This window comes from Actinoplanes missouriensis 431 (assembly GCF_000284295.1).
Lineage (GTDB): Bacteria > Actinomycetota > Actinomycetes > Mycobacteriales > Micromonosporaceae > Actinoplanes > Actinoplanes missouriensis.
This window is the reverse complement of the sequence record NC_017093.1, coordinates 1,417,026-1,429,542: the sequence shown is the minus strand read 5'-3', so window position 1 is coordinate 1,429,542 and position 12,517 is coordinate 1,417,026. Positions and strand designations below refer to the sequence as shown.

At 66.0% G+C, this 12,517-nt stretch carries 12 protein-coding genes and 1 other RNA gene; 8 read left to right on the top strand and 5 right to left on the bottom strand.

What is annotated here, in order from left to right:
• The first annotated feature begins 14 nt into the window (after positions 1-14).
• The 8 genes from AMIS_RS06750 (at position 15) to AMIS_RS42315 (ending at position 7,149) form a co-directional block, all read left to right on the top strand.
• Positions 15-551: a hypothetical protein gene (locus AMIS_RS06750; protein ID WP_014441456.1), complete on the top strand. Its 537-nt coding sequence runs from the start codon at positions 15-17 to the stop codon at positions 549-551.
• A 457-nt stretch (positions 552-1,008) separates the two neighbouring features.
• The gene (locus tag AMIS_RS06740) at positions 1,009-1,917 is read left to right on the top strand and encodes a threonine/serine dehydratase (protein WP_014441455.1); all 909 of its coding nucleotides are present in this window, start codon (positions 1,009-1,011) and stop codon (positions 1,915-1,917) included.
• 31 nt (positions 1,918-1,948) lie between these two features.
• Positions 1,949-3,034 (top strand): hypothetical protein, encoded by a 1,086-nt coding sequence (locus AMIS_RS06735; RefSeq protein ID WP_014441454.1) that lies wholly within the window; start codon positions 1,949-1,951, stop codon positions 3,032-3,034.
• A 58-nt stretch (positions 3,035-3,092) separates the two neighbouring features.
• A complete protein-coding gene (locus AMIS_RS06730) occupies positions 3,093-3,701 on the top strand; it encodes a GTP cyclohydrolase II (protein WP_014441453.1) in 609 nt (202 codons plus the stop codon).
• A gap of 77 nt (positions 3,702-3,778) precedes the next feature.
• The gene (locus AMIS_RS06725) at positions 3,779-4,390 is read left to right on the top strand and encodes a M15 family metallopeptidase (RefSeq protein ID WP_014441452.1); all 612 of its coding nucleotides are present in this window, start codon (positions 3,779-3,781) and stop codon (positions 4,388-4,390) included.
• A 189-nt stretch (positions 4,391-4,579) separates the two neighbouring features.
• Positions 4,580-4,988, top strand: an RNA gene (gene rnpB, locus AMIS_RS41140) — RNase P RNA component class A.
• A 151-nt stretch (positions 4,989-5,139) separates the two neighbouring features.
• The gene (locus AMIS_RS06720) at positions 5,140-5,472 is read left to right on the top strand and encodes a hypothetical protein (RefSeq protein WP_014441451.1); all 333 of its coding nucleotides are present in this window, start codon (positions 5,140-5,142) and stop codon (positions 5,470-5,472) included.
• Positions 5,473-6,600: 1,128 nt separating this feature from the next.
• A complete protein-coding gene (locus tag AMIS_RS42315) occupies positions 6,601-7,149 on the top strand; it encodes a hypothetical protein (RefSeq protein ID WP_157434755.1) in 549 nt (182 codons plus the stop codon).
• A 50-nt stretch (positions 7,150-7,199) separates the two neighbouring features.
• Here the strand turns inward: AMIS_RS42315 and AMIS_RS44935 are convergent, their stop codons facing one another.
• From AMIS_RS44935 to AMIS_RS06700, 5 genes are all read right to left on the bottom strand, one after another.
• Positions 7,200-7,628 carry a hypothetical protein gene (locus AMIS_RS44935; RefSeq protein WP_157434754.1) on the bottom strand — a complete coding sequence of 143 codons (429 nt, stop codon included), beginning with the start codon at positions 7,626-7,628 and terminating at the stop codon, positions 7,200-7,202.
• A gap of 713 nt (positions 7,629-8,341) precedes the next feature.
• Entirely contained in the window at positions 8,342-9,046 is a 705-nt protein-coding gene (locus tag AMIS_RS06715) for a hypothetical protein (protein WP_014441450.1), read from the bottom strand.
• A gap of 140 nt (positions 9,047-9,186) precedes the next feature.
• On the bottom strand, positions 9,187-10,836 hold the full coding sequence (gene mctP, locus AMIS_RS06710) for a monocarboxylate uptake permease MctP (protein ID WP_014441449.1): 1,650 nt from the start codon (positions 10,834-10,836) through the stop codon (positions 9,187-9,189).
• Positions 10,833-11,039, bottom strand: a complete 207-nt coding sequence (locus AMIS_RS06705; protein ID WP_014441448.1) for a DUF3311 domain-containing protein — start codon at positions 11,037-11,039, stop codon at positions 10,833-10,835. Before AMIS_RS06705 ends, mctP begins: the two co-directional genes overlap by 4 nt.
• Before the next feature lie 121 nt (positions 11,040-11,160).
• A complete protein-coding gene (locus AMIS_RS06700; protein WP_014441447.1) occupies positions 11,161-12,438 on the bottom strand; it encodes a glycoside hydrolase family 18 protein in 1,278 nt (425 codons plus the stop codon).
• Positions 12,439-12,517: the final 79 nt, after the last annotated feature.

Below are 12,517 nucleotides of genomic sequence, written 5' to 3'. Positions count from 1 at the left end.
TTCTGGCGAACTTGATGGCGGCTTCGATCATCTACCTCGGCGGTGCGCTGATCGGCGTCTTTCCCGCCGACCCCCGGGCACTCGGGTTGGCTCTTGCCGCAGCGATCGGCATTCCTGTCTGGATCTTCTCGGCGCTGGTGGTGGTCTGGCAGAAGGTGCGGCGGACCCGTGAGAACGAGGTCGAGAATCTGCCGCCGGAGGTCCCCGGCGTAATGTTCATCCTGATAGCCGGCGCAGGCCTGGTGGGTAACCGTGTCGGCGGGTTCGGATCGATCGGTACCCCTTCTGAGGTAGTTCTCCACAGCTGGTGGCTCGGTGGATTCTTCATCTTCGGAATTGCCTTCGGGCTTTATGTGCTCGGCACGGCTGTGGTGTACCGGCGACTCGTTTCGCAACGCCGGCAGCTTGAATGGCAGTTGCACCTACTGGAAAGCCGGAGGATCCGGGGTCTCCACTGGTACGACCCCGGGACCGGGGATGTTCCTCAGCTGGTGAAGGTAATGCCGACGCAGGCGCGCAGGTCGGCCGACGGCGTCGGGCGGTCAAATTAGAAGCCCTGCGCGGTCAGGCGCTCTGCCTGCCCGGCCGCCCCTACGCCCTCCGCCACCGGCCTGGAAGCCGAACGCCCGGGCCTCCGTACCACCGCGTCCGCGGTGGCCCACGAGTCCGCGCCGTCGACAGGGACGAACGAGCGGAGCTGGCGGGAAGAGACGTTCACGGGAACGGTCAGCTCGCCGGGCAAGGTGGCTGCCTTTGTGACCGAGCAACACATCGTCCGAATGTAGAGATGCCGGTGTGCCAGATCCTTTGCCGGATAAGCCGGTCGTGGCCAGGACCCCGTGAGGATTCACTGATGGCTTGAGCCATGGGTCCGTCGGCCCAGGTAGTCCGTTCTGCTGGGCCCGCGCGTCCCCGTCCAGCGGGACGCTTTGTCTTAACCGAGGAGTCCTGACGATGGGAATGCCTCCATATTCTCCTCGCTGCGCCAGCGGGCCTAGGCTTGCTGCCATGATCAACCTGGAGGATGTGCGGGCTGCTGCGAAGCGCGTCGACGGCCGGATTCGGCGTACCCCGGTGGCCGCCGCCGGGCCGGACCGCTGGTTCAAGCTCGAATACCTGCAGCACGCCGGCTCGTTCAAGACCCGCGGCATGTTCAACCAGATCCTCGCCGGGGCCGAGCGGGGTGACCTGCCGGCCGCCGGGGTGGTCGCGGCGTCCGGTGGCAACGCGGGACTGGCGGCTGCCTACGCGGCGCGCGAGCTCGGCGTCCCGGCGGAGGTGTTCGTGCCGGTCACCGCGCCGGCGGTCAAGGTGGCGAAGCTCGGCAAGCTGGGCGCGCGGGTCGTGCAGACCGGAAACGAGTACGCCGAGGCCTATACGGCGGCGCTCACGCGTACCCAATCGATGTTTTGCCATGCTTATGACGATGCGGACATGGTCGCGGGAAACGGGACGATCGGGCTCGAACTGCTCGAACAGCTGCCGGATGTCGACACCGTGCTCGTCGCGGTCGGCGGCGGTGGCCTGATCGCCGGCGTGATCGCCGCTCTGCGCGACCGGGTGAACGTGGTCGCGGTCGAGCCGGTGACGTCCTGCGCGCTGCACACCGCGCTGGAGAAGGGCGAGCCGGTCGACGTGCCGGTCTCCGGTGTGGCGGCTGATTCGCTGGGCGCCCGGCGAGTCGGGCGGATCGCCTTCGAGCTGGCCGTCGACGCGAAGATCACCTCGGTGCTGGTGACCGACGACGCGATCGTCGAGGCCCGTCGCCGGCTCTGGGACGATTACCGGATCGTGGTCGAGCACGGCACCGCGGCGGCCCAGGCGGCGCTGCTGTCCGAGGCCTACGTGCCGCAGCCGGGCGAGAAGGTCGCGGTGCTGCTCTGCGGGGCGAACACGAATCCCTCCGATCTGGCCTGATTCGCTCCCGCCAGCTGCGAAGCTTTCGGACGTGACCAGTTTCCGCCGCTTCGCCCTCGCGGTCTGCGTGGTCGGGATGCTCGTGCAGCTGCTGCTCACCGCGTACTACCTGGGCATGGGGCACAAGGCCGCGCCGCATCACCTTCCGGTCGGTCTGCTCGCCGGCGGCGAGCAGACCGAGCAGGTCACCACGATGCTGGAGGCGGAGGGCAGGTTCGAGGTCCGGGACTTCGGCTCGGCCGGCGCGCTCACCACCGCGATCCAGGAACGCGACATCTACGGCGGCCTCGACCTCACCGGTGACCAGCCGATGCTCTACGTGGCGAGCGCGGCCGGCGCCTCCGCCGCGACCCTACTGCGCACCACCTACACCACCGTGATGCAGCAGCAGACCGCGAACAAGCTGACCGCGCTCGCCGAGGACTCCACCGAGATCACCGTGGCGCAGGCGAAGGCGCTGATCACGCCGCCGTCGGTCACCGACGTGGTGCCGCTGCCCGCCGACGACGTGAACGGCGTCTCGCTCGGCTTCCTCACCCAGGCGCTGTCGCTGGGCGGCTCGATCGCCTCGATGGGCCTGGGCCGGCTCATCCCGAAGGCCCGCCGCTCCTGGAAGCGCGGCGTCGCCCACCTCGGCCTGCTGATCCTTTACGCGATCGGCTCGGCCGCCGCGGTGCTGTGGTCGATGAGCTGGTTCAACGTCGGTGAGGGTGCCGACCGTACCGAAATGTTGTTGATCTTCTCGTTGATCTCGCTGGCGATCACCGGCTCGACGGCCGGCGCGGTGGCCCTGATCGGTCCGGCCGGCGCGCTGGTCGGCATCTTCTACTTCACGATCGGCACGGTGATCTCCGGCGCCAGCATCCTGCCGGAGTTCCTGCCCACCTTCGGCCGGGTGCTCGGCGAGAACCTGCCGACCGGCGCCGGCGTCCAGGCGGTCCGCGACAACCTCTACTTCCCGGACGCCCCGATCGGCAGTCACCTGCTCGTCCTCACCCTGTACGCGGTGATCGGCTGCCTGATCGTGCTGGTCACCAACATCCTCCCGAACCGCAGCGACCGCACCTCCGAGATCGACCTCGGGATCACCGAAAAAGCAACCTCCGCCTCTTCATGAACCGGAACGTGCGGTCGATCCGTACCTCACTTGAAGCATCAAGTGCAGGGGAGAAGGCATGCCGGTTCGTACGCGCGTCACCGTTCCGCTCGAGTTCGCCGATGGCTACCGCACCACCGCCGAGGTGATCACCTTCACCGGCCTGGCCGACGGCAAGGAGCACCTGGCCCTCGCGCTCGGCTCCCCGGCTGCCGGGGATGTCCCGCTGGTCCGGATGCACTCGGAGTGCATGACCGGCGACGTCTTCGGCTCGCAGCGCTGCGACTGCGGCCCTCAGCTGCGCGAGGCCGTCGAGCGGATCGCCACGGTCGGCGGCTACCTGCTCTACCTGCGTCAGGAGGGCCGGGGCATCGGCCTCTACGCGAAGCTCGACGCGTACGCGCTCCAGGACCTCGGGATGGACACCTACGAGGCGAACCGGGCTCTGGGGCACGCCGACGACGAGCGGGACTACACGGCCGCGGCGCAGATGCTCACCACGCTCGGCGCGGAGACGGTCGACCTGCTCACCAACAACCCGGACAAGTCGCGCCAGCTGCGCGACCTGGGTGTCGAGGTGCGCACGGTCCGCCCGACCGGGGTGCACACGTCGGCCGCGAACGTCAGATACCTCCAGGCGAAGATCGCGCACACGCAGCACACGATCGACTTGGCGTCGGTGTCCTGACCCTTCCGCTGTCACCTGGGGCCTTCTTTTTCCACCGGAGGCCTCAGGTTTCGGCGCGGGAGCCGAACGGTTCTTACATGGGTATCGAAGGAGTGAACCAGCGCATCGCGGACATCCAAAGCCGGATCATCTCAATGCAGACCCAGCAGGCCACCGCCACGCAGCAGCGGACCGCCACGTCCGGCTCCGGAACCACGAGCAGCGCCAGTTTCGCCAGCCACCTGCAGTCAGCCATGACCACGGCCACCGGGACCGGCGCAGCGGACCAGACGTACAAACTGAACAGCAAGGGCGTCCCGGAAGATCTGGCGGCCTACGGCAACGGCAAGATCCCGGAAGAGGCCCTCGGCCAGGTCGGCAACACCCGCCACAAACTCTGGGCGCCCGCGGCCCAGAACCTGAACCGCATGATCGAGGACGCCAAGCGAGAAGGCATCAACATCGGCATAACGGACTCGTACCGCCCGTACGCCGAACAGGTCGACCTCGCCCGCCGCAAGGGCCTCTACTCCCAGGGCGGCCTGGCCGCCAAGCCCGGCACCAGCGAACACGGATGGGGCATGGCCACCGACCTCGACCTCAACGCGAAGGCCCTCTCCTGGATGCGCCAGCACGCCAAGGACTACGGCTTCGTCGAGAACGTAGCCCGAGAGTCATGGCACTGGGCATACCGCCCAAAGACCGCATAGGGTACGGGCGACGCCTCCCCAACCGCACCATCCGGTCCCCGAGAAGCCACCGCGACCCAGGCGACTCTCCAGGCCGTTGCGCGCCCATCGCGACGGCTGCAACGCCGGCCCGACACCCACCGCACCGCGCCGACCTCCCCCACCGCACCGGCGGCCACCTCCCGGCACGTAGCATTGCGGGGCGACGGACGAGTCGGCTGGGCGGCCGCGTCGATGCCATTCCGGTATCGCCGAGGAACGTCCGGACTCCGCAGAGCAGGGTGGTTGTTAACGGCAACCCGGGGCGACCCGCGGGAAAGTGCCACAGAAAACAAACCGCCGGCACGGGCCCAGGCCCGCCAGCCGGTAAGGGTGAAACGGTGAGGTAAGAGCTCACCAGCACCCCGGGTGACCGGGGTGGCTAGGTAAACCCCACCCGGAGCAAGGCCAAGAAAGGCCGCCGCCGCAAGGCAGCGGCCGGCGCAGGCGTTCGAGGGCTGCTCGCCCGAGCCTGCGGGTAGGCCGCACGAGCCTGCCGGCAACGGCAGGCCAAGATGGATGGCCGCCACCGGGGCTCAGGCCCCGGCCACAGAATCCGGCGTACAGGCCGACTCGTCCGCCGCCCTCTAGGTCACAGTCACCGCGAGGGCGTTGGCCCGAAACGGGCCGCTCACGCAGCCACCAGTGCGCGTGCCCGTGCCCGTGCCGACGCTGCAGAAACGAACCATAAAGCTGATCTTGAACGTCGGCCTGTCCGGGATCATGGCTCGATGCCCAAACTGATCGTTGAGGTCCACGTTCCGCTGCTGCCGGCGCCGGATGTTGTTCCCGGCGAATATCCGCTGCCCTGGATCGATGACGTCGAGGACTTCCTGGCGGATCTCGACGAGGAGGCCGATGGCGCGGAGGACTACGACGACGGCGAGGAATACGGCGATGTCTACGTCTTCTTCCTTACCGGAACCGATGAGGCCTCCGTGCTGCGGGCAGCGTCGCGACTGGCGACGCTCGACCGAGTGCCTGCGGGATCGTTCGCGATGGTCACCGACGATGACGCACCCGAGTTCGGGCTCGGCCGCCGGGTCGAGCTGCCGTTGAGCTGACCAGCCAAGGCCACGTCTTCCCGGACCCACGCATAAGAGGCCGCGGCCGTCGGTCCACCTGTCGGGGGCGAACCAGAGCGACCGGTCCTGCCTCGATGCTACGACCTCATGCAGCTCGATCAGCAGAGTGCAGGTGGGGCCAAAACAGGTCGAATCGCGGCCGGATGGAATCGCCAGGGTGGCGCTCAGCTAAGCGTCCGAGTGGCGGGGTCCCCGGACGGCGGGCCTCCGGTCCGGCCCTGCTGGGCGGTGTGAGCAGTCAGCTTCGCCGACCGCCTTGACTCGGCCGAGTCACGTTCGGGAGTGGGACGTCCAGATAACCGGGGTCATCGGACCCGGCACCCGCGCGGTGACCTTCGCGCATCTGCGATCGATTCTGGGTGCCGCCGTCGATGATGAACGGGATTAGCAAGAATCCGTGCTCGGCAAGGTGAGATCTTCGGCCTGGCGGTCGAGGACATCGATTTCGTCGGTGGGTGGGTCCACGTCCGGCGGCAGGTCAAACGGGTGCGTTCGCGGCTCGTCTACGGCCTGCCGAAGAACAACAAGGAACGTCGGGTGCCACTCGCGGAAACGATTTTGGACGTGCTAGCTCGTACAGCCAAATTCGGCAGCAAGTTCGCCAAACGTCAAGCATCAGGTGGGACATGCTGGCGTTTCGCGATATCGACATTGAGCAAGGCCAGCCGTTGAGCCCTTGACGCTGACAAGGCGCACTCTTCGAAACGTCGCACATACTGTGCGACAGATAATCATGATAACGGCTTCCAATGGATGTGTGACGACGCGCCCGTGTGCTTGTCCGGCGCCGGGGCGCGCCGTCATCTCACTCCGTCCAACTTCAGAAGGAGTCGCCTTGAACGTACCTGAAGACATCGGCAGTCAGGTAGACCCACCCCGAAGGGGAACGGAGCCCAAGGGCATCACTGTTCGCCAGTTGGCCGTAGCCGTCTGCGCAGCCACAGCCTACGCCATGGTGTGGCGCCGCACTGGAGGCGACTTCCTCTTGTCTGTGGGTGCAATTCCCTTTGTCTACTCATCTGTTGATCGGTGGATTGTCTAGTAGGTTTATGCCCGCCCGGCCAGCGATCTCGACCGGGCGGGTCGCCTTGCGGAAGGATGATCAGGATGCCAATATGGCAGGCGGTTGTCGAGTACAGGTTGAACGACTCCATTGAGGAAGCATGCCGAGAAAACAAGGTTCCGTTCAGGGTATGGCACATAGACGACCACCTGTTCACTCGCAAGCTTGTTCTACGATTTTCAATCGAGGCAACCGATATCGCGGCGATAATGGAGCCTCTCCAGAAGGAACTTCTTAAGCTGACAACAATTGTCGGTGAATCAGAGATTTTATCTCTGAGGTTTCATCCGGACAGAATTCCTGAGCAGATCCCACAGCTGGTAGGACTAGCCGACATAGCGAAGATGCTGGGCAGAACTCGGCAGCGAGCCAAGCAACTCGCAGCTAGCCCGAGGTTCCCGAAGGCTGTCGCTTACACGCCCTCGACGGGAAATCTGTATCTGCGGTATGCAATCAAGAGCTGGATCGATGATCGCGAACAAGGTTTGAATTGGAAGAAGTACCCACAGGAAGATTTTCCGGTACAACGACTGAAAATATTCACCCAACCAGCGGCGCCCCCAGATTGGCTAACCGGCAGAGCCGAAGACTAATCGAATTGTTAACGTCAATCAAATAGCCCGAAGGCTCAGGAAGGATTAATTTACGACGTGAATGACCGGGATGGTCGCGTTATCCGGGCCGCTATGTTCGAGGGCGGATCTGAGAAGAATGTCCGCAACCTGGCCAGGATTACCCTCGGTTCGGAGGCTGCTTGCAATGAGATCTTGTGGCAAGTATGAACTAAGACCATCGGAGCACAGAAGAATCCGATCATCAGCACGGAGTTCATGTTGAGTAATGTCGGCCGAGCGGCCGTCTTGACGTCCGTCGAGAAATCGAGAGATCTTTTCGGGCAGGATGGAAACGGCGGCAGCAGTAGCCACGAGATGTGATACGTGTGATCCTCGGTGATCTGCGTCAGCTGTTGGCGTTCGCGCATTAGGCAGGCACGGGAATCTCCGATGCTCGCCAGCCTGGCTGCGGCGCCTGACCACATGAGGGCGACAATAGTGGTGCCCAGTCCGCGCAACTTTGGGTCCTCGCGGATACGGCGTGGCGCGTCATTCGCGCTGCCGATGGCGCGGCTGAGAGTCTCGGCCTGATTCTGAGGATCAACGTATCGATGAGGACGTGTCGTCGCACGGTCGTGGTGCCGGCCGGACCTCGTAGTCGGGCTGCTCGGAAGGTATCCACCACGGTCTTGTCGTACGCGATCTGGGTGACGGCTTTGGTGGAGATCGCTACTGCTGCGGCGTCACGGGCGCACACGGTGGCGTGGCTGTGCTACCTCGATTCCGGATCTGATCGCGCCGCTTGTGGCCGATGCGACGGATCTACGGCATGCACGTGTGCCCCCTTGTCCGCCTCCACGCTGCTGGATGCCTGCGAGAGCATCCGCGCGATCTCTGAGTGGCGGGCCCGCTCCGATCCGGCGTTCACCTTGCGCGCCTACACCCCACCTGATGCAGTCCAGCCAAGGCTGGGCCCGTACTCCGCCGGGTGATGCAGCTGCTGATGGCCCGGCTATGACCCGACGGCATTCATGACCAATGAAACGCCTGGTCAAGATGCCTGCACTACGCAAACTCGGGCGTGCAGGCCGACTCGTCCGCTGCCCTTAAGGTCAGGTTAGCCACCGTCCGCCGAATCGCCTGAATGGCTTGGCCGTCAATTGCGGCCCCAGAATGGAATCCCATCCTTCAATGCGATCGTGACGGAAAGTACGACAAGCCGGTGAGAGCGTCAGGAGGCGCGGTGGGCGCCCACCTCCTCCGTATACATCACCCTCGTCTGATTGAGCATCTGATCCAACTCGGACTGCTCGGCTCGCAGCCTCGCCCGCTCGGCCGCCTTCGCGGCCCGCACCCGGGCCGCCTCCTCCACCGCCCGGGCCGTCTTCGCCGCGGCCGCCGCCTTGGCCTTCCGGGTGGCCGCCGCCTTGGCCGCCCGCGCCTTCGCCACCTCCGGGTCGAGACGCCGCCCGGGCCGCACGTCAGCCGTGGCCTCCACCTCGCGGGCCTCGATGGCGGCGAAGTCCGGCCGGATCTTCGCGGCGACCCACTCGACCCCCGCCACCAGCCCCACGACCAGGGCGAAGATGACCCGCAAGCCGAGCGGCCCGGGGGCCGCGAAGTTCACCGCCGCGGAGATGACCACGACGACGGCGAGGATTTTCATGGCGGCCCGCTTGGCGTCCGCGGCCATGCCGGGTGTCTGGCTGACGGTGAGCATGGAGAGCATGGCGAGGTCGAACACGGCGGGGACGATCCAGGCGAACATGCCGGCGCCGAGGCTGACCAGGAAGTGCGCCTGGTGCAGGTAACTGGCGGCGAGCGCGCCGATCAGAATCAGATTGTTGGCTCGTTTGGTGGTCCGGATGGCCCGGAGCATGCCGGGAACGGCGCCTTTCGCGTACTCGGCGGCGAATTGCTGCGTCAGGGTCATCATCGTGGCACAGACCTAACAAAGGCGACTCTTGGGACAGACGCTACCGGAGACGACGTGAGTAGCACTCCGATTCGGCAGTAAGAGCAGTAAAGAGCAGTAAAGAGCGGCCGGCCTCAACGAGACCGGCCGCACCGAACACGTCAGGTCGACGAGATCGTGTCCACGGTGGTGTCGTCGCGGTGCTTCTCGATCCGCGGGTCACCCTCGTCGGCGAAGTAGTCGTCGGGCGCGGTGTGATCCGTACCCTCAGGGGTCTTGATCGCCCGAAGGGCAAGGGTGACCACGGCTGCCACCAGGAAGTTCACGATCACCGCAACGAAACCCACATAGATGGTTTTCTTGGTGTCGAAGCCGAACTCGGAGAGCGGGAACGCGGAGCCGCCGAAGTGCGCGCGGCCGGTCGCGGCGTTCGGGATCTGCCAGAGCATCCAGAAGCCGAGGGCCATGCCGGCCGCCCAGCCGGCGATCAGGGCGCCACGGTGCAGCCACCGGGTGTAGAGGCCGACCACCACCGCCGGCGCCGTCTGCAGGATGATCACACCGCCGATGAGCTGCAGGTCGATGGAGAACTGCGGGTCGAGGAAGACGATGCAGGCGACCGCGCCGATCTTCACGACCAGCGAGGTGATCTTCGCGACCGAGGCCTCCTGCGCGTGGGTGGCGTCCTTGCGCAGGTACTCCTTGTAGATGTTGCGGGTGAACAGGTTGGCCGCGGCGATCGACATGATGGCGGCCGGCACGAGCGCGCCGATGCCGATCGCGGCGAACGCGATGCCGGTGAACCAGGAGGGGAACTGCTGGTCGAAGAGGAGCGGCACGACGGTGTTGTTGTCCACGCTGCCCGCCGTGGCGCCGGGCAGCGGCTTCACCCCGGCGGCGATCGCCATGTAACCGAGCAGCGCGATCAGACCGAGCAGGAAGCTGTACGCCGGGAGCGCCGACATGTTCCGCTTGATGACGTCGCGGTTCTTGCTGGCCAGCACGCCGGTGATGCTGTGCGGGTAGAGGAAGAGCGCGAGCGCCGATCCGAGCGCCAGCGTGAAGTACTGCACCTGGTTGTTGGCGTTGAGCAGGATCCCGTCGCCGGGCGCGGGCGAGGCCTGGAATTTCGCGTCGGCCGCGTCGAAGATCGCGCCCCAGCCGCCCAGCTTGTACGGCAGCCAGAGCACCGCCACCAGGATGACGATGTAGATCAGCGTGTCTTTGACGAACGCGATGAGCGCGGGTGCCCGCAGCCCGGACTGGTAGGTGTAGGCCGCCAGGATGGCGAACGCGATGATGATCGGCAGGTGCCGGGCGAACGCGCTCTCCCCGGTCACGCCCATGGTCTTGAGCACCGCCTCGATGCCGATCAACTGCAGGGCGATGTACGGCATCGTCGCCACGATCCCGGTGATCGCGACGACCAGCGCGAGTGTCGGTGAGTCGAACCGGCTGCGCACGAAGTCGGCCGGCGTGACGAAGCCGTGCCGGTGCGACACCGACCAGAGCCGGATCAGGATCAGGAAGAAGAGCGGGTAAATGATCACGGTGTAGGGGACGGCGAAGAAACCGGCGGCCCCGGCGCCGAAGATCAGCGCGGGCACGGCAACGAAGGTGTACGCCGTGTAGAGGTCCCCGCCCACCAGGAACCAGGTGATCCAGCCGCCGAAGCTGCGGCCGCCCAGCCCCCACTCGTCGAGATGTGCCATGTCGGTCGGGCGCCGCCACCGGGCCGCCACGAACCCCATGCCACTGACCAGCAGGAACAGGAACGTGAAGATGACGATCTCGGTGATGTGGTCGCTCATCGCCGTCCACCCTTCGTCATCCGATAGACGAGCGTGGTCGTCCCGACGCCGAGCAGGATGAAGGCGAACTGGAGCCAGTAGAACTTCGGGAAGCCGGCGATCCGCGGCTCGTCGGCGTTGTAGAGGAACGTCAGCAGCGGCACCACGATCGGGATGAGCAGCAGCCAGTTCCAGGGGCTTTTATCGGTACGGGGCCGGTCCATGGATTTCTCCCGTCAGGCGTGTGTCCTACGTCACGCTAACGAGACATCGGTCGATCAGGCGATCCCCCATGCGCCGAACGAGCGAGGCGGTGCGCCGAACGGACGCACCGCCTCGTCGCCGTCAGAGCGCGGCCGTGATGGCCTTCGTCAGCGACGCCCGGGAGTCGTCGCCGTCGAGCGACCACATCATCGCGCCACCCAGTCCCTTGGCCCGGATGTAGAGCGACTTCTGCAGCAGGACGGCCGGATCGTCGTACGTCCAGAAGGTCGTCCCGTCGAACAGCCAGGCGTGCCCGTTCCGCAGGTCGCGGTGCACGGTGTAGCCCTGCGCCGGAAGGTTCTTCAGCGTCTTGTAGTCCTCGGTCCCGCCGCCGAAGACGCTCGGCGCGGGTCCGGTGGCCGGCTGGAACAGGCCGTCACCGCCGCCGCTCACCCCGGTCCAGCCCTGGCCGTAGTACGGCACGCCGAGGACCAGCTTCTTCTTCGGCGCCCCACCGGCGATCCACGCGTTGATCGTGTTCTCCACCGAGAAGTCCGGGTTGTCCGGCGCCCCGGCCGGCACCCGCAGCGCCGACTGCTGGTTGGTGACCGCCTCCCACGTGCCGTGGAAGTCGTATCCCTGGACCGTGGCGAAGTCGAGGTACTTGAAGACCTTGTTGACCTCGAAGCCGGCCTCGATCTTGGCGGGCGCGGCAGGCACGAACGCGGTCAGCTCGTAGTGCTTGCGCGCGGACCGGCCGAGCCTGTCGAGCTGGGCCCGGAACTCGGCGGCCAGCAGCGTGAAGTTCTGCTTGTCCTCGGGCCGGATGATGTTGCCGGCGTTGCCGGACGAGCCCGGCCACTCCCAGTCCAGGTCGATGCCGTCGATGATCCCGGCCGCCACGCCCGGCGTCAGGCCCGGCAGGTTGCCCTTGATCCACAGGTCGATGCAGGAGCTGACCAGCTTCTTGCGCGAGGCGTCGGTCAAGGCCGCGTCCGAGAAGTACGCCGAGCCGCTCCAGCCGCCGAGCGAGATCAGCACCCGCAGCTTGGGGTTCTTCCGCTTCAGCTCGGCGAACTGATTGAGGTTGCCGGAGATGGGCTGGCCGGCCACGTCGGCGACGCCGTCCACGCTGTTCTCCGCGGAGAACGGCGTCTGCCAGTCCGCCCATGGGTCCGCCGAGGCACAGACGCCGTCCGCGGTGACCGGGCCGAACGCGTAGTTGATATGGGTCAGCCGCGCCGCAGCCCCGGAAGTCTGCACGTCGGCGAGCTGGAAGTCACGGCCGTAGATACCCCACTGGGTGAAGTACGCGACCTTTTTCGAGGAGGTGTGAGCCTGTGCAGGGGACGGCGCCGCGGCCACGACGGACGCCGCGGCGGCGGCGACGGCAACGAGGCGACGGGATAAACCGCGCATGAGCCCTCCAGGGCGAAACGTTGAAGAAAGTTTCCTAATCGAGGAAGCTAAACGTCTCGCCCATGGAGGGTCAATATCT